At 71.1% G+C, this 19802-nt stretch carries 15 protein-coding genes and 1 pseudogene; 11 read left to right on the plus strand and 5 right to left on the minus strand.

Features of this window, described 5'->3' with window-relative positions:
• Positions 1-33 precede the first annotated feature (33 nt).
• Together ACTOQ1_RS32900 and treS are read left to right on the plus strand one after the other, a co-directional pair.
• Positions 34-1692, plus strand: a complete 1659-nt coding sequence (locus ACTOQ1_RS32900; protein ID WP_440071861.1) for an asparagine synthetase B family protein — start codon at positions 34-36, stop codon at positions 1690-1692.
• 566 nt (positions 1693-2258) lie between these two features.
• A complete protein-coding gene (treS, locus tag ACTOQ1_RS32905) occupies positions 2259-3980 on the plus strand; it encodes a maltose alpha-D-glucosyltransferase (protein ID WP_440071862.1) in 1722 nt (573 codons plus the stop codon).
• Positions 3981-4055: 75 nt separating this feature from the next.
• Here the strand turns inward: treS and ACTOQ1_RS32910 are convergent, their stop codons facing one another.
• From ACTOQ1_RS32910 to ACTOQ1_RS32920, 3 genes are all read right to left on the minus strand, one after another.
• On the minus strand, positions 4056-6335 hold the full coding sequence (locus tag ACTOQ1_RS32910) for an FtsX-like permease family protein (RefSeq protein WP_440071863.1): 2280 nt from the start codon (positions 6333-6335) through the stop codon (positions 4056-4058).
• A gap of 106 nt (positions 6336-6441) precedes the next feature.
• Entirely contained in the window at positions 6442-7194 is a 753-nt protein-coding gene (locus ACTOQ1_RS32915; RefSeq protein WP_440071864.1) for an ABC transporter ATP-binding protein, read from the minus strand.
• A complete protein-coding gene (locus tag ACTOQ1_RS32920; protein WP_440071885.1) occupies positions 7191-7688 on the minus strand; it encodes a PadR family transcriptional regulator in 498 nt (165 codons plus the stop codon). The genes ACTOQ1_RS32915 and ACTOQ1_RS32920 overlap by 4 nt, the downstream gene beginning before the upstream one ends.
• Before the next feature lie 137 nt (positions 7689-7825).
• Between ACTOQ1_RS32920 and ACTOQ1_RS32925 the strand changes: the two genes are divergently transcribed.
• The 6 genes from ACTOQ1_RS32925 to ACTOQ1_RS32950 all read left to right on the plus strand — a co-directional run bounded on the left by ACTOQ1_RS32925 (position 7826) and on the right by ACTOQ1_RS32950 (position 14095).
• On the plus strand, positions 7826-9088 hold the full coding sequence (locus tag ACTOQ1_RS32925) for an ABC transporter substrate-binding protein (RefSeq protein WP_440071865.1): 1263 nt from the start codon (positions 7826-7828) through the stop codon (positions 9086-9088).
• Between the two features lie 105 nt (positions 9089-9193).
• Positions 9194-10525, plus strand: coding sequence for an ABC transporter substrate-binding protein (locus ACTOQ1_RS32930; RefSeq protein ID WP_440071866.1), 1332 nt, complete (start codon positions 9194-9196; stop codon positions 10523-10525).
• Between the two features lie 12 nt (positions 10526-10537).
• Positions 10538-12055, plus strand: coding sequence for an ABC transporter permease subunit (locus ACTOQ1_RS32935; RefSeq protein ID WP_440071867.1), 1518 nt, complete (start codon positions 10538-10540; stop codon positions 12053-12055).
• Positions 12052-12927, plus strand: a complete 876-nt coding sequence (locus tag ACTOQ1_RS32940) for a carbohydrate ABC transporter permease (protein ID WP_440071868.1) — start codon at positions 12052-12054, stop codon at positions 12925-12927. The genes ACTOQ1_RS32935 and ACTOQ1_RS32940 overlap by 4 nt, the downstream gene beginning before the upstream one ends.
• A gap of 93 nt (positions 12928-13020) precedes the next feature.
• Positions 13021-13698 (plus strand): uracil-DNA glycosylase, encoded by a 678-nt coding sequence (locus ACTOQ1_RS32945; protein ID WP_440071869.1) that lies wholly within the window; start codon positions 13021-13023, stop codon positions 13696-13698.
• Between the two features lie 37 nt (positions 13699-13735).
• Positions 13736-14095, plus strand: a complete 360-nt coding sequence (locus tag ACTOQ1_RS32950; RefSeq protein WP_362863939.1) for a hypothetical protein — start codon at positions 13736-13738, stop codon at positions 14093-14095.
• Between the two features lie 240 nt (positions 14096-14335).
• On the opposite strand, the gene ACTOQ1_RS32955 is transcribed toward ACTOQ1_RS32950, so the two are convergent.
• Complete coding sequence (locus ACTOQ1_RS32955) at positions 14336-15280, minus strand: hypothetical protein (protein ID WP_440071870.1); 945 nt, start codon at positions 15278-15280, stop codon at positions 14336-14338.
• Positions 15281-15357: 77 nt separating this feature from the next.
• Complete coding sequence (locus ACTOQ1_RS32960; RefSeq protein WP_440071871.1) at positions 15358-16704, minus strand: cryptochrome/photolyase family protein; 1347 nt, start codon at positions 16702-16704, stop codon at positions 15358-15360.
• Positions 16705-16839: 135 nt separating this feature from the next.
• Between ACTOQ1_RS32960 and ACTOQ1_RS32965 the strand changes: the two genes are divergently transcribed.
• The 3 genes and pseudogenes from ACTOQ1_RS32965 (at position 16840) to ACTOQ1_RS32975 (ending at position 19749) form a co-directional block, all read left to right on the plus strand.
• Positions 16840-17811 carry a MerR family transcriptional regulator gene (locus tag ACTOQ1_RS32965; protein ID WP_440071872.1) on the plus strand — a complete coding sequence of 324 codons (972 nt, stop codon included), beginning with the start codon at positions 16840-16842 and terminating at the stop codon, positions 17809-17811.
• 333 nt (positions 17812-18144) lie between these two features.
• Positions 18145-18630: pseudogene (locus ACTOQ1_RS32970) on the plus strand (RNA polymerase sigma factor); the annotation flags it as partial.
• 132 nt (positions 18631-18762) lie between these two features.
• Positions 18763-19749, plus strand: coding sequence for a YbgA family protein (locus ACTOQ1_RS32975; RefSeq protein ID WP_440071886.1), 987 nt, complete (start codon positions 18763-18765; stop codon positions 19747-19749).
• Positions 19750-19802: the final 53 nt, after the last annotated feature.

Here is a 19802-nt window from a genome sequence, read left to right on the forward strand (position 1 = left end):
TTTGGTCAATCGCGACACAGAGGAGTCAGCACGGTGCAGTGGCCGACGTTCAATGTGAGGCCGTACGTCTGCGGCGGCATCGGGCACCTCGACGAGGCCGTCCTGGAGACGCTGCGCGGGGCCGGGCCGCGGGTCAGGCCCGCCGTCCAGGCCGGGAACGCGGCCCTGTTCAGCTCCTCCCCGCTGCCTCCCTACCAGCGGGACGAGCGCACCTGGGCCTTCGCCTGGGGGGAGCGCAAGCCCGGCGGGGCGGCCCCGTGGATCACCGTGGCGGAGACCTACGAGACGCCCGGCCTGATCGACGACGGCGAGCGGATCACGCTGCACGCCGGAGGTCTCGGCCTCGTCGACGTCTACTACCTGTCCCACGGCGGGGCGGTCTACTTCTCCTCGCTGCTGGAACCGCTGCTCTCCCTGGCGCGCACGCCGTACGAGATCAACTGGGACGCCTGGGCCTCGATCATCCAGATGACCTTCCCGCTGCGCGACGACACCCCGTACACGCAGGTGAAACGGATGTCGGGGGCGAGCGCGCTGGTCTTCGACCGGGCGGCGGGCCGGATCGGCGTCGAGCGGATGCTGCCCAGGTGGCTGCGCGAGGAGCCCTACGAGGCGGGCCGGACCGCCGGGGAGATCCTGGAGATCCTGCACGAGGTCTACAAGGAGTTCGACGGGCGCCCGCTGCTGGTGCCGGTCAGCGGCGGCTACGACTCGCGGCTGCTGTGCTCGGTGGCGGTGGCGCGCGGGGCCGACGTGGAGTCGTGGACGACCAGCCCCGACGACGGCACCGACACCGACATCGTCTTCGCCAAGGCGATCACCCGCGAGCTGGGCGTGCGCCACCGGGTGATCCCCCAGGACGCCGCCGCCTACCCCGACGACGCGCTGGCCGCGGCGCGGCGGCTGGAGTTCCTCACCCCGCACCACGCCTGGTACACCCCGTTCGCCCGCGAGGTGCACCGGGCGGGACGCACCCTGGTCGACGGGCTGGCCGGGGGTCCGCTGCTGAAGAACTTCATGGTCAGCGGGGCCGCGCTGGACGCCTCCACGCAGGCCGAGCGCAAGGCGGCGCTGCTCGGCTCGCTGGCGCTGGGCTCCCCGTCCGTGCCGTTCCTGTCGGAGGAGGCCGAGGCCTGGATCACCGACAGCGTCGGGCACGCCTTCACCCAGTCGACCGCCATGCTCAACGGCCACCGGGCGGAGCTGCCGCTGTCGGTCCTGCACACCAGGACCGCGCGGGGCATCGCCCGCTCGCCGGTCAACCTGGTCGGCCCCGAGGCCTCGTTCGCGGCGCCGTTCATCCACCCCGCCTTCTTCGACGCGGCGCTCTCGGTCGGCGTGCACCGCAAGGACCAGGGGCGCTTCTACCGCGAGATCCTGTACGCGGCCAACCCGCGCGTGGCCGCGCTGCCCTCCACCAACGTGGTCAAGCAGCCGCTCCAGCGGGTCCCGCTCCGCTCGGCCGCCGCGCCCGCCAGGGAGTACGGGCACCGGATGCTCACCCGGGTCGCCGACACCGTGCCCTCGCTGCTGTCGGAGCAGCTCCACGTCGTGATCGCCGAGGGTCCCGACGGGCTGGCGCGGTTCAACGGCTGGAACGACCGCTTCTGGGTACGCGGCCTGGTGCTGTTCGGCGCCTGGCTCGGCGACTACCGGGACGACCTCCCCGACCTCACCCCGCCCTGGGCCTGACCTACCCCCTTTCCCCTTTTCCAGGCCCGGTCACCCCGCTCCGGACCCACCCCTCTCCGGGCCCGGCCCACCCCGCCCCGGGCCCGGCCCGGCCCCTGTGACCCACCCGCCGGACCCCTATGACGTGGTCCGGCGGAGCCTCGCCGCGCCTTTGGGGACCGGGTCTGGAACCCCTGATTCGGGGGCCGGCCCGTACTCTCTCCGTCCGCCACGCGTACGGGCCTGACCTGCGGGCACAGGGCGAGACCGCTCTCCCGGGGCGTCCAATGTTTCGCCCGGGAAAACGGTGAGCGACGCCACGATTACGCGGCCTCGGCGCGATGCGCGCAGCGATTCCGTGGGACGGTGGCGACGTCCCACGCCAAGGGGGGTTCCACGGCGGCGGACGGCTGGTAGTGTTCGGCCCAGAAAGCGCCACAAGGGACGGCACAGAATCACAAATTCGGTCCGCCCGAGAGCACGGAGCTCGTGGGGATGACGGCTCCCGCCGGCGCGGTCACCAAACATCATCAGCCGGAGCATCCGGTGACTTCGTCCTGCCCTTCATCACCGTGAGCGAGAACACGATGACCCCATCCCCCCTCCCCTCCCCTTCCCAGGAGTCCGTGGCCGAGGACTTCGTCTCGGCGGACCCCCAGTGGTACAAGCGCGCCGTCTTCTACGAGGTCCTGGTCCGCGGGTTCAAGGACTCCAACGGCGACGGCACCGGTGACCTGCGCGGTCTCATCGAGAAGCTGGACTACGTCGAGTGGCTCGGCGTCGACTGCCTGTGGCTGCTCCCGCTGTACGAGTCTCCCCTGCGTGACGGCGGATACGACATCTCCGACTACATGAAGATCCTGCCGGACTTCGGCGACCTCGGGGACTTCGTGGAGCTGATCGAGTCGGCGCACAAGCGGGGCCTGCGCATCATCACCGACCTGGTGATGAACCACACCAGCGACAAACACCCCTGGTTCCAGGCGTCCCGGCACGATCCCGAGGGTCCGTACGGCGACTTCTACGTCTGGTCCGACGACCCGGCGGGGTACCCCGACGCGCCGATCATCTTCGTCGGCGCCGAGGAGTCCAACTGGACCTACGACCCGGTCCGCAAGCAGTACTACTGGCACCGCTTCTTCCACCACCAGCCCGACCTGAACTACGAGAACCCGGCGGTCCAGGAGGCCATGCTGGAGGTCCTGCGGTTCTGGCTGGACCTGGGCATCGACGGCTTCAGGCTCGACGCGGTGCCCTACCTCTTCGAGCGCGAGGGCACCGACTGCTCCGGCCTGCCGGAGACCCACGCGTACCTGAAGAAGGTCCGCGCCGAGGTCGACCGCCTCTACCCGGACCGGGTGCTGCTCGCCGAGGCCAACGGCTGGCCCGAGGACGTGGTCGAGTACTTCGGCGACCCCTCGGTCGGCGGCGACGAGTGCCACATGGCCTTCCACTTCCCGCTCATGCCGCGCATCTTCATGGGGGTGCGGCAGGGCAGCCGCGAGCCGATCTCCGAGATCATGTCGCGGACGCCGAAGCTCCCCGACAGCGGCCAGTGGGGCATCTTCCTGCGCAACCACGACGAGCTGACGCTCGAGACGGTCACCGAGGAGGAGCGCGACTACATGCACGCCGAGTACGCCAAGGACCCGCGCATGCGGGCCTACCTCGGCATCCGGCGCCGTCTCGCCCCGCTGCTGGAGAACGACCGCGACCAGATCGAGCTGTTCACCGCTCTGCTGCTGTCGCTGCCCGGCTCCCCGGTCATGTACTACGGCGACGAGATCGGCATGGGCGACAACATCTGGCTGGAGGACCGCGACGCGGTCCGCACCCCGATGCAGTGGAGCCCCGACCGCAACGCGGGCTTCTCCAAGGCCGACCCCGGGCGCCTGTACCTGCCCGTCGTCATGGACCCGATCCACGGCTACCAGGCGATCAACGTGGAGGCGCAGCAGAAGAACCCCGCGTCGCTGCTGCACTTCACCAGGAACATGCTGGCGATCCGCCGTGACCACCAGGTCTTCGGCACCGGCATCTACAACGAGCTGTGGTCCAGCAACCAGGCGGTGCTCAGCTTCGTCCGCGAGGACGGCGACGACCTGATGCTGTGCGTCAACAACCTGTCGAAGTATCCGCAGCCGGTCGAGCTCGACCTGCGCCGCTTCGCGGGCATGATCCCGGTCGAGGCCAGGGGCGGGGTGCGGTTCCCCCCCGTGGGCACCCTGCCGTACCTGCTGACCCTGCCCGGCCACGGCTTCTACTGGTTCTCGCTCAAGAACGCCGACATCCCCGGCTTCGAGGGCTGAGCCCTTCCCGAGAGGAGCCCCGGGACGGTCACCGTCCCGGGGCTGTCTCTATCGCCTCCACCGCCTCCACCGCCTCTATCGCGCGGTGACCGGGACCTGGGCGCGGGCCGCGCGCCCGGCCGGGATCAGCGTCACCAGCAGGGCGGTCCCGATCGCGACGAGCATCGCGACGGCGAGCGTCAGGGCCGAGGGCGTACGGCCGATGCCCGCCCCGACGCCACTGGTGTGCCCCTGCAGGTCGATCAGCCCGCCGGCCAGCGAGGCACCGGCCGCGGCGCCCGCGACCACGCCCAGCACGATCAGCAGGCCGGTCCCGGTGACCAGGGTGGCGGCCACCTGCCGGGGCGTGAGGCCCATGGCCTTGAGCACCGCCAGGTCGAGGGCGTGGTCCCGCAGGCCCAGCGCGCTCGCCGTCAGGAGGTTGGCCAGGCCGAGCAGGGCGAGCACGACGATCAACGCCACGATCACCACGCGGATGATCGCGAGCCGTTCCGCCGGGTTGACCACCCGCTGCACCTCCAGGGCCTCGCCCGAGGCGATCAGCAGCCGCGCCCTGACCTCCGCCGGGTCGGCGCCCGGCCTGAGCACCAGGCTGTAGAACTGCGGCGGCACCGCGTCCTTGGCCGCGAGGCTGTCGATGCCGAAGGAGAGCACCTCGCCGTCCTGGTCGGGCTCCACCACCCGGCCCACGAGGTGCACGATCAGCGGGGTGCCGCCGACGGTGAGCCGGACCCGGTCCCCGATCTTCACGTCGAGCAGGTCGAGCAGCCCCTGCCCGGCGACGGCCTCGCCCCTGGCGGCGTACATCCGCCCCTCGACGACCGAGAAGGGGTACGGCTCGGCGGAGGTTCCGGCGGCGCGGGCCAGCACGCTCCTGGTCTGCTCGGGCTCCAGCGCGGGCACCTCGGTGCCGGGGTAGACGGTGAGCACCCCGGGGTCGGCCCTCGCGATCCGCAGGGCGTCGTCCGCCGGGAGCTTGTCCGGGCGCACGATGAGCGCCGCCGCCTGGCCGACCCGCTCCGGATGGCGCAGGAAGTCGTCCAGGGTGGCCCAGCAGCCGAGCCCGATGGTGATCATCATCATCGGGACCGCGACGCCGAAGATGCTCAGGAACGCCGGGACGCGCCGGGTGAAGGCGTCGCGGGTGCCCAGGACCAGGGCCGGAGGCAGCCGTACGAGCAGCGCCAGGCGCGCCAGCCGCGACAGGTGCCCCCTGGGCGGCGCCGCGGGGGCCGCGGGGACGGGCGGGGTGCGCCCGCCCCGCCAGGCGGGCAGGGCCACCGCCACCAGGACCACGGCGGCGGTGCCGCCGGCGATGGCGAGCAGCGGGACCGGGGAGAGCGGCAGGATCGGCACCCCGTCCAGGACGAACGAGGCGGCGAACTGGCCGCAGACCAGCCCGATGACGATGCCGAGCAGCCCGAGCGCCCCGTGCTCGGCCATGAGCACGCCGAAGACCTGGCCCCGGGTGTAGCCGAGGGACTTGAGGGTGGCGATGTCGCGCGTCTGGCTCAGCACCCGGCCGCCCACCGCGTTGGCGATGGCGAGCGCGGCGGCGACCAGCCCGGTGACCCCGAACAGCGCGAGCAGCAGGCCGAGCAGCCGGTTGTCCAGTTCCATCGAGGCGCGGACCTCACGCCAGGTGGACATCCGCTGGATCTGCCCCTCCAGGAGGGTGACGGCGCCGTGGACGGCGGGCAGCGTGGCCTCGCCGTCGGACAGGCGCAGCCCGGTGACCGACTCGCTGCGGCCCAGCGCGGGCTCGACCCTGGCCAGGACGGGCGCGAGCGTCCAGGCCAGGCCGGGCGTCCACTCGGGGTAGAAGCCCTGGTCGGCGGTGTCGGCCAGGCCGACCACGACGAGCGGGTGGGTGGCGCCGTTGAGCGCGGTCACCGGGAAGGTGCCGCCCACCCGCAGGCTGAGCGCTTTGGCGAAGGAGCGCTCGACGATCACGCCGTCGGTGTCGCCGGGGCGCAGCGGGCGCCCCTCGCGGATCAGGGGGACGGCGACCCGCGGCGGCGTCGCGGACATCTCCCTCAGCGCCACCGGTGACTTCTTCCCGTCCAGCGTGAGGGTGACCGGGGCCGACCGGTAGGGTCCGGCGACCTGGACCACGCCGGGGAGTCTCGACAGCGCGGCCGGGTCGGGGGCGTCCTTGGTGTGTATCCACACGTGCGCGCCCCTGGACTCGGCGAACAGCCCGCGCCACGGGTTGGTGCCGTCCTCCAGCAGGGTCGCGGAGGTGATCAGCGCGGTGACGATCCCGGCCACGGCCAGCACCGTCAGCAGCGCCTGGACCCTGCGGGCCCGCAGGTCGGCCCGGATCCACCTGACGGAGGCGCGTACGGTGCTCACCGCGACACCCCCCGCACGGACCGGGGAGCCCGCGCGGTCGCGGGCCGGGAGGGCATGGGCCGGGGAGCCCGCACGGCCGCGGGCGGGGAGGGCCGGAGGCGCACCGTCAGCCTCTCAGCTCGACGACGTCGCCCGCGCTGCCCTTGGGGCGGCGGCGGGCCAGCCCGGCGCCGCCGTCGTCGACGATCTGGCCGTCCAGGAGGGAGACCACCCGGTCGGCCAGGCTGGCCACCCTGGCGTCGTGGGTGACCAGGATGACGGCCTGGCCATCGCGGTGGACCTCGCCGAGCAGGCGCAGGACGTCGCGGGTGTTGCGGCTGTCGAGGTTTCCGGTGGGCTCGTCGGCGAGCAGCAGGCTCGGTTCGTTGGCCAGCGCGCGGGCCAGCGCGACCCGCTGCTGCTCGCCCCCGGCGAGCTGGGAGGGGGCGGCGTCGGCGCGGGCGGTCAGGCCGAGCTCGCCTAGGAGATACTCGCGGCGCCGGCGGGCCTCGCGCGTGGAGGCGCCGGCCAGCAGCGCGGGCAGCTCGACGTTGTCGGCCACCGTCATGTTGGCGACGAGGTTGAAGAACTGGAAGACGAAGCCGATCCTCCGGCGGCGCAGCAGCGCCCAGGCGCTCTCGTTGAGCGTGTCGGCCCGCTGCCCGTCGAGCCAGATCTCGCCGCTGGTCCTGGCCTCGAGGCCGCCGATCATGTGGACCAGGGTGGACTTGCCGGAGCCGGACGGGCCCATGACCGCCACGAACTCCCCGGGGCTCACCCGCAGGTCGACCCCCCGCACCGCGGGCACCGGAACCCCGCCGTCCTGGTAGATCTTGACGAGGTTGACGGTTTCGACCACGGGGACCACGGGGGACGTCAACTCAGCTCCTCCTGGCAGCGTTCGAGCCAGTCGAGGTCGGCCTGGAGGTGCAGCATGGCCCCCTCGACCAGCAGGAGCGCGACGCGGTTGTCCGGGTCGGTCCGCTCGGCGAGCTCGTTGAGGTCACGCATGAGTCCGAGGTAGTGACGGCGCTGGCGGTTGATCATCGCCATTCTGTCGGCGATGCCGGTCATCGGGGCCAGCACGAGCTTCATGAAGAACTCGTCCCGGACCCTGGGCCCCTCGGTGGGCTCGTCCACCCACGTGTCGAGGATCTCGCGGCCGGCGGCCGTCAGATAGTAGACCTTCTTGTTCGGCCGGTTGGACTGCTCGACGTCCACGGCACGCACCAGGCCGTCCTTCTCCAGACGGCCGAGCGTGACGTAGATCTGCCCGATGTTCGGTGAAGGGTAGGCGCTGCCGAAGATCTGTTCAAGTGCCTGTTTGAGCTCGTAGCCGTGGGCAGGTTCCTTCGCGAGGAGCGCCAGCAGCATCAGCCGCACGCCCCACCTCCTCGGAGAGCTCGTTACGTGAGCGTTACGGGGTTATCCGTTGACGGTGATGTTATCGCTATGCATAACATGAATGCATCTACCTAACACGTATGTAACCAACTGGAAACCGGGAGGTCATGGTGCGCCGACTCATCCCCGTCGCGCTCACCGTGCTTCTCGTGGCGGGATGTTCGGCGACCGGCGCGCGGGAGACGGAACGGTTCGGCGGGACCGGTCCGTTCACCCTGGTGATCGGACGTCCCGCGACCGCCTACCTGCAGCCGCTGCTCGACCGATGGAACCAGACCCACCCCGGGGAGCGGGCGACCCTGCTCGAGCTCCCCGAGGCGGCCGACGAGCAGCGTGCCCAGATGGTCGCCAACCTCCAGGCCAGAAGCGACCGGTACGACGTGATCGGGCTGGACGTGATCTGGACCGCCGAGTTCGCCGAGGCCGGCTGGATCCTGCCGCTGGAGCGCGCGATGTTCCCGCTCGGCCGGTTCCTGCCGCCGGTCGTCGACACGGCGGTCTACCGGGGCAAGCTCTGGGCGGTCCCGTACACCAGCAACGCCGGCCTCCTCTACTACCGCAAGGACCTGCTGGCCAAGGAGGGCTTCAAGCCGCCGAGGACCTGGGAGGAGCTGCGCGCCCAGGCGCGAGTCCTGCACGACAAGTACGGCATCGGCGGCTACGCGGGGCAGTTCCTCGCCTACGAGGGCCTGACCGTGAACTTCGCCGAGGCCGTGCAGTCGGCGGGCGGGCAGATCCTCAGCCCGGACGGCACCAAGGTGACCATGGACGTGGCCAGGGCGAAGGCCGGCCTGGACTTCCTGGTGGACGGGTTCCGGGAGGGGTGGATCCCGCAGGAGGCGCTCTCCTTCAAGGAGGACGAGGCACAGCTCGCCTTCGAGGAGGGGCGGCTGGCCTTCGCCCGCAACTGGCCGCACGCCTACGGACCGGCCACCACCTCGGCGGTCGCCCGCAAGTTCGGGGTGACCCGGCTGCCAGGTCTCGACGGCCCCGGCACCGGCTCGCTCGGCGGCTACAACCTCGCGGTGAGCGCCTTCTCCAAACGGCAGAAGTCGGCCACCGAGTTCATCCGCTACTTCACCGATCTGGAGAACCAGCGGCGGGTGCTCGCCGACGGCTCGTTCCCGCCCGTGTGGGCCGAGCTGTACGACGACCCCGGCCTGATCAAGCGTTTTCCCTACCTGCCGGTCCTGAAGCAGAGCATCCTCTCCGCCCGGCCCAGGCCCGCCAGCGCCAACTACGACCAGGTGAGTCTGGTGATCGCCAGCGCGGTCTCCAACGCCCTCACACCGCCCTTCACCGAGCACGACAGCGAGGACGTCGTCTCCTCCATGAAGGGCCAACTCGAAGAGATCATCCGGGCTCAATGACGCCGGGCCGACCCCCGGCACAAGCCGTCATCCCCATTTCGGCTGCTTGTTCGTCCCATATATCGCTCCATTGTCAGCCTCAACGTCTCAGGAGGTCTGTTCAGCATGCGCAGAACCATTGCCGCGGTCACGACGGCGGGACTCGCTCTGGCACTCGCCGCGTGCGGCGGCGGCGAGTCGGCCGCCCCGGCACCGGCCACGAGCGGCGGCGCGTCCGCGTCGGCGCCGGCCGCCGCCAAGACCCTCGAAGGGGTGACCGTCGAGGTCGCCGCCAAGTGGACCGGAGCCGAGCAGGCCAACTTCGAGGCGGTGCTCAAGGCGTTCCAGGAGAAGACCGGCGCCAAGGTCACCTACGCCTCCACCGGCGAGGACACCGGCGCCTACCTCGGCCCGCGCATCGAGGGCGGCAACCCGCCGGACGTCGCGATCCTGCCCCAGCCCGGCCTGGTCCAGCAGTACGCGGACCAGAAGGCGCTCAAGCCGCTCACCGCCGAGGTCCAGAAGCAGATCGACGACAACTACACCCCGTACTGGAAGGAACTCGGCTCCGCCGACGGCCAGTCCTACGGCGTGCTGGTGAAGGCGGCCCACAAGTCGCTCATCTGGTACCGCGACCAGGCCTTCCAGGACGCCGGCGCGACGCCGCCGGCCACCTGGGACGACCTGATCAAGACCGCCCAGACGATCGCCGACTCCGGCACCCCGCCGTTCTCCCTCTGCGGCGCCTCCGGCTGGACGCTGACCGACCTGTTCGAGAACGTCTACCTGTCCACCGCGGGCCCGGAGAACTACACCAAGCTCTCCAAGCACGAGATCCCGTGGACCGACCCCAGCGTGACCACCGCGCTGGAGAAGATCGCGCAGCTCGTCGGCAAGAAGGAGTTCCTGCTCGGCGGCTCCGCCGGCGCCCTGCAGACCGACTTCCCGACCTGCGTGACCCAGGTCTACGGCCAGGACAAGTCGGCGATGGTCATCGAGGCCGACTTCGTGGGCGTCACGGCCGAGCAGTCGGGCGCGAAGCTCGGCGAGGAGGCCAAGTACTTCCCGTTCCCCAAGGCCGGTGAGACCGAGCCGGTCGTGCTGGGCGGCGACATCGCGGTGGCGCTGAAGGACTCCAAGGGCGCGATGGCGCTGCTGGAGTTCCTCGCCTCCAAGGAGGGCGGCGAGGTCTGGGCGAAGCTCCCCGGCTACCTCTCTCCCAACCGCAACGTCTCGCCCGACAACTACCCGGACGAGCTGACCAAGAAGCTCGCCGAGACGATCATCGCCGCCGGCGACGCCGTCCGCTATGACATGTCCGACCTCGCGCCCAGCGCCTTCGGCGGGACCGACGGCAAGGCCGAGTGGAAGTACCTGCAGGACTTCGTCCGCGACCCCTCGGACGTCAAGGGCATCCAGGCCAAGCTTGAGGCCGAGGCCAAGAAAGCCTGGAAGTAAGGGAGAGCGGCCGTGACCGATCGGTTAGACGGCCCGCAGGGCTCGCGTGGCGGCGACGCCGCCCGCGACCCCTCCTCCGGACCGGACGACACCCGGCGGCCGGCGCAGGACGCCGGCCCCGCCCGCACCACGGAAACCGCCCCGGCCGAGCCGGTCGCCGAGCCCGTCGCCGAGCCGGAGCTCGCGACGGCAGGGGCCGCGGCGCCCGCGGCGGCACCGGCGGTGATACCCGCCGGGGCCTCCCGGCTGGGGCCGCCGCCGACGCTGGCACTCTGGTTCCTGCTGCCGGGCGCGCTCGTGCTCGGCGTGATGGTGATCTACCCGATCATCTACTCGATCTACCGGAGCCTCTACGACGCCGGCGGCCGCACCTTCGTCGGGGCGGACAACTACGCGACGATCTTCAGCGACTCCTCCACCCTGACCACGATCAGGAACAACCTGATCTGGGTCGCGGTGGCTCCCGCCCTGGTCACCGTGATCGGCCTCATCTTCGCGGTGCTGACCGAGCGGATCCGCTGGGCGACCGCGTTCAAGCTGGTCGTGTTCATGCCGATGGCCGTCTCGCTGATGGCCTCCGGCGTCATCTTCCGCCTGGTCTACGAGCAGGCCCCCGACCGGGGCGTGGCCAACGCCGTGATCACCTCGGTGACCGGTCTCTTCGGCTCGGACCAGGGCTATCCGGACGCCCGTCCCAGGGAGAACGACCAGTCCCCGGTCGCCCCCGGGCAGGGCGGCGGGGTGGTGGCCAAGCAGCCCGCGCAGCCGGGGCAGGCGGTGCTCCTGCCGCTCGTGGGCGTGAAGCCCGCCACCCTCGCCTCGGCCTCGACGGCGAAGGCGGCCCAGCCGGGCCCCGGCGAGCTGGCCGGGACCGTCTGGTTCGACTTCACCCAGGGCGGCGGCGGCGCGCCCAACCAGGTGGACGGCACCGAGAAGGCCCTGGCCGGGATGACGGTCGAGGCGGTGCAGAACGGCACCGTCAAGGCCACCGCCACCAGCGAGGCCGACGGCACCTTCCGCTTCACCGGGCTCGCTCCCGGCGAGTACCAGGTGCGGTTGCCGCAGTCGAACTTCGACGCGGCCTTCGGCGGCATCCCCTGGCTGGGCCCGACGCTGATCACCCCGGCGATCATCGGCGCGTTCGTCTGGGTGTGGGCCGGGTTCGCCATGGTGCTGATCGCGGCCGGGCTCGCGGCCATCCCGCGTGACGCGCTGGAGGCGGCCCGCATCGACGGCGCCACCGAGTGGCAGGTGTTCCGGAAGATCACCGTTCCGCTGCTCGCCCCGGTGCTGCTCGTCGTGTTCGTCACGATGATCATCAACACCCTGAAGGTCTTCGACCTGGTCTTCGTCATCGCGCCGGGATCGGTGCAGCCGCAGGCCAACGTGATCGCGCTGGAGATGTGGCGGGTCTCGTTCGGCGGAGGCAGCAACCAGGGGCTGGGCAGCGCGCTCGCCATCTTCCTACTGGTCCTCGTCCTGCCCTTCATGATCATCAACATCCGCCGGTTCAGGAGGGACAACCAGTGACGACCTCCACCCTTGGCGCCCCGCCCCGCGGTACCCTCGGCAGGATCGTGGACCGGCTGGGCGGCGGCCTGGTCCAGGCGGTACTGGTGGTGATCGGCCTGTTCTGGCTGGTTCCCACCCTGGGCCTGTTCGTGGTCTCGATCCGCGACGAGACGGCCAACAACTCCACCGGCTGGTGGACGGTCCTCACCAAGCCGGCCGAGCTGACCTTCGAGAACTACTCCGACCTGCTGGCCACCGGGTTCACCGCGTCGTTCTGGAACACCGTGTTCATCACGGTGCCCTCGACCGTCCTGGTGATCGGCATCGCCGCCATGGCGGCGTACGCGTTCGCCTGGATGGAGTTTCCCGGCAGGGACGCGCTGTTCCTGGTGGTGGTCGGCCTGCTGGTGGTGCCGACCCAGATCGCGCTCATCCCGATCGCGAAGCTGTACGGCTCCGCCGGGATCTTCGGCTCCATCGTGAGCGTGGTGCTCTTCCACGTCGCCTTCGGACTTCCCTTCGCCATCTTCCTGCTCCGCAACTTCTTCGCGGGCATCTCACGCTCGCTGCTGGAGGCGGCGCGGATGGACGGCGCGGGGGAATGGAAGATCTTCTCCACCGTGGTGTTCCCGCTGGCCAAGCCGGCGGTCGCCTCACTCGGGATCTTCCAGTTCCTCTGGGTCTGGAACGACCTGCTCGTCTCGCTGGTCTTCGCCAACACCGAGAACCAGCCGATGACCAAGGCCCTGCAGTCCCAGATGCGGCAGTTTGGGACCAACGTGGACATTCTTGCGCCAGGAGCTTTCCTGTCGCTGATCATCCCGTTGATCCTCTTCTTCGCCTTCCAGCGGTATTTCGTCCAGGGGATGATGGCCGGTTCGGTGAAGTGATCCACAGGGGCAGGCCCGGTGCGACGCGCGCTGATTTCCAGCACTTTCCAGCACGCGCCGTACCGGGCCTAAAACCTCGATAGGGTCCTGCACATGGCCGCACGCCCCTTGAACGAAGTCGTGGAAGCCGGGTGGGCCAAGGCCCTCGAACCCGTCGCCGAGAAGATCGCCGAGATGGGCGAGTTCCTCCGGAAGGAGGTGGCGGAAGGCCGGCAGTACCTCCCCGCGGGCGCCAACGTGCTCCGGGCCTTCCAGCAGCCCTTCGACCAGGTCAAAGTGCTGATCGTGGGCCAGGACCCGTACCCCACGCCGGGGCACCCGATCGGCCTGAGCTTCTCCGTGGCCGCGGACGTGCGCCCGATCCCGGGCAGCCTGCGCAACATCTACAAGGAGCTCACCGAGGACCTCGGGCTGCCGATGCCGGGCAACGGCGACCTGACCCCCTGGACCGAGCAGGGCGTGCTCCTGCTCAACAGGGTGCTCACCGTCATGCCGGGCAAGCCCGCCTCGCACCGGGGCAAGGGCTGGGAAGAGGTCACCGAGCAGGCCATCAAGGCCCTCGTCGCCCGCGACAAGCCGATGGTGGCGATCCTGTGGGGGCGCGACGCCCGCAACCTGCGCCCGATGCTCGGGTCCACCCCGGCCATCGAGTCGGCCCACCCCAGCCCCCTTTCTGCCCGCAGCGGTTTCTTCGGCTCCCGCCCGTTCAGCAGGACGAACGAGCTTCTCGAGCAGCAGGGCGCGGGCCCCGTGGAGTGGAAGCTCCCCTAGGCAGTTCTCACCCCACCCAGGCACTAGGATTTCCACCATGAGTGATGTATCGGGCACCGAACGCTATCTGCGTCTGACCGTTGAGCTGACCGTGGAGGTGCAGGACCTCGCCGCCCTGCAAACCGCCGCGCTGAAGGAGATCAACCACCCTGACGCCGATCTGGACGACGACGAGCGTAAGGAGCAGGCAGAGCTGGTCTCGGCCGACGACACCGGCGCCAGCGCGCTGCAGTGGCTGATCGAGCCGGACCACGTCCTGGGCCTGATCGAGCACGTCGACCAGATCGAGCCCCGTGAGGCCGTGCTGGGCGTCGAGCCCTCCGACGGCCCCTCGGACGAGGACGAGGACGACGACCACGCGGGCCACGACCACGCGGGCCACGACCACAGGCACTGAGACCACCGCACTGAGACGATCACCGCCACCCCGGCGGTGGTGGGCCTTCCCGGCCAGGCGCCCCGCCGGGAAGGCCCACCACCGCCGGGGCTTTTCACTGCCCGGGCTCTTCACCGCCGGATCTCTTCCCCGCCGGGGTTTTTCACCGCCCGGGCTCTTCACCGCCCGGGCTCTTCACCGCCGGGGTTTTTCACTGCCGGGGTTTTTCACTGCCGGGGGCCTGCCGGGAAGGCCCCCGCCTCAGCCGGTGACGATGACCTTCTCGCGGCGGGCCACCAGGGCGTCCCGCTGCCGGGCCAGCTCTTCGAGGCGAAGGTCCAGGCCGTCGACCGTGCGCCTCACCCACTCGGCGACGTCCGCGACGGCCGCGCCGGTCTCCGCGATCCGGTGGTGCTTGATCGCGTCGGTGATGATGTTGTCGAAGAACATGTCGGCGAACCAGCGGGTGTCCACCTTGGGAAGCTTCGGGGTGACGTGCACGCCGATGTCGACGAGCTCCCTGGAGAAGGTGTCCAGCAGCTGCTGGGCGTGCCAGGCGGCCTCGTCCGCGTTGCGCAGGTGGCCGTGCTCCACCATGTCCGCGAAGCCGCCCCCGGCCAGCATGTCCCACCTGGAGGCGCCACGGGCGCCGCCGAGGCAGCGCAGGACCTCGCCGACCCCGTGGAGCGCGTCCACCCCGGCCTGGTGGGCCTCCTGATGCTCCACGAGGCCTGCGCGGGTGTCGGCGAGGCGGTGGCCGATCTCGACCAGCTCGCGCCCCTCGGGGGCGCCGGAGGCGACCAGCCGGCGCTCCTCCCGCTCCAGCAGCGCGTCGTACTCCTCCCGCGCCGTCCCCAGCCCGGCGAGCCCCTCGTCGACGGCCGCCCGGTCGGCGTTCAGCCATTCGAGGCGGTTGCGCTGGCCGTCCAGGCGTTGCCGTACGGCCAGCGCCTCGGCGCGCTCCCTGGCGAGCCGCTCCTCCCTGGACCCGGTGAGCCCGGACAGGAGGGCCGCGAAGCCGCCGCCCTCCAGTTTGGAGACGTCCCGCTCCTCCTTGGCGAGCTGCTCCTCGAGGTCGCCCAGGAGCGCCCCGACCTCGTCGAGCTGCACGGCCACCGCCTCGCGCCTGCTGGTCAGTTGTTCGAGCCGGCGCACCCGTTCGCGGGCGGCGAGCAGGGCGTCGGCGGCGTTGTCATAGGGGGTCACACCTGTGCGACGCGTGGGGAGGAAGATTCGTTCCGAACCTCCCCGCGTCATCGCTCACGGCCCCTGTCCGGCCGGGCTCAGCCCATGGACACCAGGGGCGCCGGATAGCCCGGTACGCCCGAGGGGAGCCTCCAGGGCTCGTGGATCATCCGCGTGGGCACGGCGTCGAGTTCGGGGACGTGACGGCGGACGTACTCGCCGTCCGGGTCGTACCGTTTGGCCTGCCGGATGTGGTTGACGGGCCGGTTGGGCCGGGTGTCGTTGCCGGTCCCCGCCACCCACTGCCAGTTGCCGTAGTTGTTGGCGACGTCGCCGTCGAGCAGCAGGTCGAAGAAGTGGTCGGCACCGACGCGCCAGTCGACGCCCAGCCGCCGGACGAAGAACGAGCCCGCGATCAGGCGCGCCCGGTTGTGCATCCAGCCCTCGGTGAGCAACTGCCGCATCCCGGCGTCCACGATCGGAACCCCGGTCATGCCGGCCTTCCACGCCTGCGCCGCGTGGTCGTCGTCGCGCCACTCGTGCCCGCGCGGCCGGTAGTCGTCCCGGTTGACGCGCGGGAAGGCCCGTGTCACCTGGTAGAAGAAGTCACGCCAGCACAGCTGCCTGACGAACTCGTCGGCCCCCCTGCGGTCCTCGCCCTCTTCCTCCATCTCCCCTACGTCCCTCGCGTCACCCGCGCCCCCCGCGTCCCTGGCGAGCGCCTCCAGCTCCAGAGGCGAGACGCAGCCGAAGCGCAGGTAGGGGCTGAGCCTGGAGGTGCGGTTGCCCGCCATGTCGTCGTGGCCGTCGGCGTAGTCCTCCACGCAGTGCTTCAGCCACTGCTCCATCCTCCGCCGCCCGGCCTTCTCGCCGCCCCTGAACAGCTCGTACGGCTCACGCCCCGGCTCGGGCAGCTTTCCGGCCCTCAGGCCGCCGGGGACGTGCACGATGTCGGGGGCCTTGAGCACCTCCCTGCGCGGCTGCCGGGCCCAGGCCCGCAGGTAGGGTGTGAAGACCCGGTAATGGTCACCTCCGCCCGTCGGTCTCAGGGCGTCGGGGGGCACGATCGTCAGGCCGGGGAACACGCGGAACGCCATCCTGAGGCGCTCGCACTCCTCGGCCAGGCGCCGTTGCCTGCGTCGCGCGAGGGTGCTGACGTCCAGGCTGGTGTGGACGGCCTGGGCCTTCGTCTCCTCCGCCAGGCGCATCGTCTCGGCGACCGGGTCGCCGTGGCGCACGACCAGCTCACCACCCCGCTCGCGGAGCGATCCACGCAGGTCGGCGAGACATTCGGCGAGGAACCCCCCGCGGTTTCCCGAGGGGATGGCGGGGTCCGCGACGAAGAGCGGTATGACATGACGTGCGCGCTCGCACGCCGCGGCGAGCGCCGGGTGGTCGTGCACCCGGAGGTCGCGGCTGAACAAAACGATCACAGTATCGGTCACGTTTTTCCTTCGCCCGGTAACGCTCCGTCGGTTGCGTCCGCCAGGGGCCCGGAACTCGAAAGAACGTTCAGGGAGCGACCGCTCCCCTCGCCTGTCACGCTGGTACCGCACATAGCAGGCTCGAAATGGGATGAGATGAACGAGCAGCGTCACGTGGTAGCCGACGAGGAGCCCGGATACGGCATCGGAGCCGTCGCACGGCGCCTCGGAGTACCCGCCCCCACGCTGCGGACCTGGAACCTACGCTACGGCGTGGGCCCGAGCCGCCGGAGCCCGGGGGGGCACCGACGCTACGACGCCCGTGACCTGTGGCGTCTGGAGGAGATGAACCGGCTCATCAGGAGCGGGATCCCGGCCTCCGACGCGGCACGGAGGGTCCTGAGGATCGAGGTCGTCCCCCCCGCGCCTCCGGCGGAGCAGGAGCAGGAGCGGGAGCAGGAGCCCGAGTGGCCGGCCCCGAAGGGGATCCCGTCCCTCACGGCCGATCGGCTGCCGGACGTGCCGACGGTGGCGATGCTGACGCGGGCGGCGATGATGCTGGACAGCGGGACCGTGCACGACTGGATCGGCGCGGCGCTGGCCAGGCACGGCGTGCTGTGGACCTGGGAGCGCCTGGTGATGCCGGTCTTCGAGACGATCTGCAGGCGCCAGTCCGAGAGCGGGGCGAGCATCGAGGTCGAGCACCTGTTCTCCGACCGGCTGATGGCCGCGCTGATCGGGCTCACCGAACGCCCCGCCCGGCCGGCCGGCCCGCGTCCCGTGCTGCTCGCCTGCGCCGAGAACGACCTGCACAGTCTGCCGATCTACGCGCTCGCCGCCGCGCTGACCACCGAGCATCAGGTGGAGACCCGGGTGCTGGGCGCCCGGACCCCGTACCCGGCGCTGGCGGACGCGATGCGGCGGCTGGGGCCCTCGGTGGTCTTCGTCTGGTCCCAGCTGCCCGAGACCGGGGACCCCGCCCCGCTCGCGTCGCTGCCCGTGCTCCGCCCGCCGAGCCTGATCGTCGCCGGCGGCACGGGCTGGTGGGAGGGCCTGCCCGCCTCCATCCCGCGCGTCGCGTCGTTCCAGGACGCGATCACCCGCGTCGCCGCCGCCGCCCTGGCCTGATCCCTTCCCGGCACGCCTCCGACCCTCCCGGCACGCCTCCGACCTTCCCGGCACGCCTCCGACCCGCTTTCTCCCGGCCGGTCAGGCGCGTCCGCCCTCCCTGACGAGCGCCTCCGCCTCTCCCGATCGGCCGGGCGCGCCACCGCCTCCCGGGTCCGCTCTCCCCGTCGTTCCGCCTGCCCGGCCCCCGCGGCCTCAGGCCGTCCCAGGCCGTCCCAGGCCGCCTCTCCCCGCCCCGGCCTGCGGGCATCTCCGTGCCGCTCACTTGCGATCACGGCCGTTGAGCGAGTATGAATAAGTTTTGAGTAGCTTTTCTCGGTAAGAGGAGGCATCATGACAGACCCCCTGAACACCCGGTTCGCCGCGGGCGAGGAGGCGGCGCTGGTCGAGTGCTTCCAGGTCCACGGGCCCCTCGTCCGCTCCTACCTGCGACGATTCGTTCGCCCGCAGGATGTCGACGATCTTCAGCAGATCGTGTTCGTGGAGGTCTGGCGTTCCAGGCACCGCTTCGACCCGGCGCGCAGCCTTCCCGCCTGGATGCTCGGCATCGCCCACAAGCGGGCGGTCGACCAGCTGCGGATCCGCACCCTGCAAACGGTGCCGCTGGATGTCATCGCGGACCGCACCGGTGCCGACGGCCGGACCGACGGTGACGGCCTGGCGGAGCGCGACCAGGTGCAGCGGGCGCTGGCCAAACTGCCCGCACCGCAGCGCCAGGCGATCGAGCTCGCCTACTACGGAGACCTGACCCAGCGGGAGATCGCCGAGAGACTGAGCGTCCCGCTCGGCACGATCAAGGCACGTACGGCACGCGGCCTGCGCCGCCTGTCCGGCATCCTCGGCACGGCCGCGACGGGCGTCCGGCATGCCGAACCCCGCCGGGACGAAGTGGCCGCCGCGCGTGGCGCGGACGGTACGGGCGCGACGAGCGCGATGGACAAGGTGGACACGATGCACGGAACCGGCCGGACCGACGAGACGGGCGGGCAGGTCGTCAGACCGAGAGTCGCGGTGTCCAGCTGCCTGATGGGCGAGCCGGTCCGGTTCGACGGCGGGCACAGCCGCAACCGGTTTCTCAACGGCGAGCTCGACAAGCACGTCGAGTGGGTGCACATCTGCCCGGAGATGGAGATCGGCCTCGGCAGCCCGCGCGATACCCTCCGCCTGGAGTTCTCACCGGACGGGACGCGGCTGGTCTCCAGGAAGAGCCGGGTGGACCTCACCGACAGGATGACCGCCCTCGCCGAAGAACGGGCTCCGGCCCTGCGCGAGGTGGACGGCTACGTCCTCAAGTCCAGGAGCCCCAGCTGCGGGGTGCACGGCATCCCCGTCCACGCCGGGGGCACGACCGTGGATCACAAGGGCACGGGGGTGTTCGCGGCCGCGGTCCTCGGCGCCCATCCGCTGCTGCCCGTCGAGGACGAGGGACGGCTCAACGACGCCCTCCTCCGCGAGACCTTCGTGGAACGGGTCTTCGCCCGTGCCCGGCTCCGCGCGCTGCTGGAGAGCGACTGGCGCCCCCGTGACCTGGTGTCCTTCCACGCCCGGCACAAGATGCAGCTGCTGGCCCACAACCCCGCGGCCTTCAGGGAGGCGGGCAGGGTGGTGGCCCAGGCGGGCACGAGGCCCCGCGAGGAGCTGGCCGCCGACTACGCCCGAGTCTTCGGCACGGCGCTCGCCGCCAAGGCCAGCATCGGCCGGCACGTCAACGTCCTGCAGCACTGCGTGGGCATGGTGGGCGACGCGCTCGACCCGGTGCGCCGGGCCGACCTGGCCGAGGTCATCGCCTCCTACCAGGCCGGACGGGTGGCGCTGAGCGTCCCGGCGACCCTGATCCGCCACCACGCCCAGGGCCTGGCCGCCGACTACGTACGGGACCAGACGTACTTCTCCCCGTACCCCGAGGACCTCCGGCTGCGCAACCACGTGCCGGCCTGAGCCCGCGGCCGTTCCCTCGCCACCGCGAGGGAACGGCGATCTCACCACCCCGA

The organism is Streptosporangium sp. OZ121, from assembly GCF_051918885.1.
Taxonomy (GTDB): Bacteria; Actinomycetota; Actinomycetes; order Streptosporangiales; family Streptosporangiaceae; genus Streptosporangium.

Coding starts and splice junctions, on each gene's coding strand:
- treS (WP_440071862.1), top strand. CDS start 2,259: ATGACCCCATCCCCCCTCCCCTCCCCTTCCCAGGAGTCCGTGGCCGAG.
- ACTOQ1_RS32920 (WP_440071885.1), bottom strand. CDS start 7,688: ATGCTGCTGGCGCTCCTCGCGAAGGAACCTGCCCACGGCTACGAGCTC.
- ACTOQ1_RS32925 (WP_440071865.1), top strand. CDS start 7,826: ATGGTGCGCCGACTCATCCCCGTCGCGCTCACCGTGCTTCTCGTGGCG.
- ACTOQ1_RS32930 (WP_440071866.1), top strand. CDS start 9,194: ATGCGCAGAACCATTGCCGCGGTCACGACGGCGGGACTCGCTCTGGCA.
- ACTOQ1_RS32945 (WP_440071869.1), top strand. CDS start 13,021: ATGGCCGCACGCCCCTTGAACGAAGTCGTGGAAGCCGGGTGGGCCAAG.
- ACTOQ1_RS32950 (WP_362863939.1), top strand. CDS start 13,736: ATGAGTGATGTATCGGGCACCGAACGCTATCTGCGTCTGACCGTTGAG.
- ACTOQ1_RS32965 (WP_440071872.1), top strand. CDS start 16,840: ATGAACGAGCAGCGTCACGTGGTAGCCGACGAGGAGCCCGGATACGGC.
- ACTOQ1_RS32975 (WP_440071886.1), top strand. CDS start 18,763: ATGCACGGAACCGGCCGGACCGACGAGACGGGCGGGCAGGTCGTCAGA.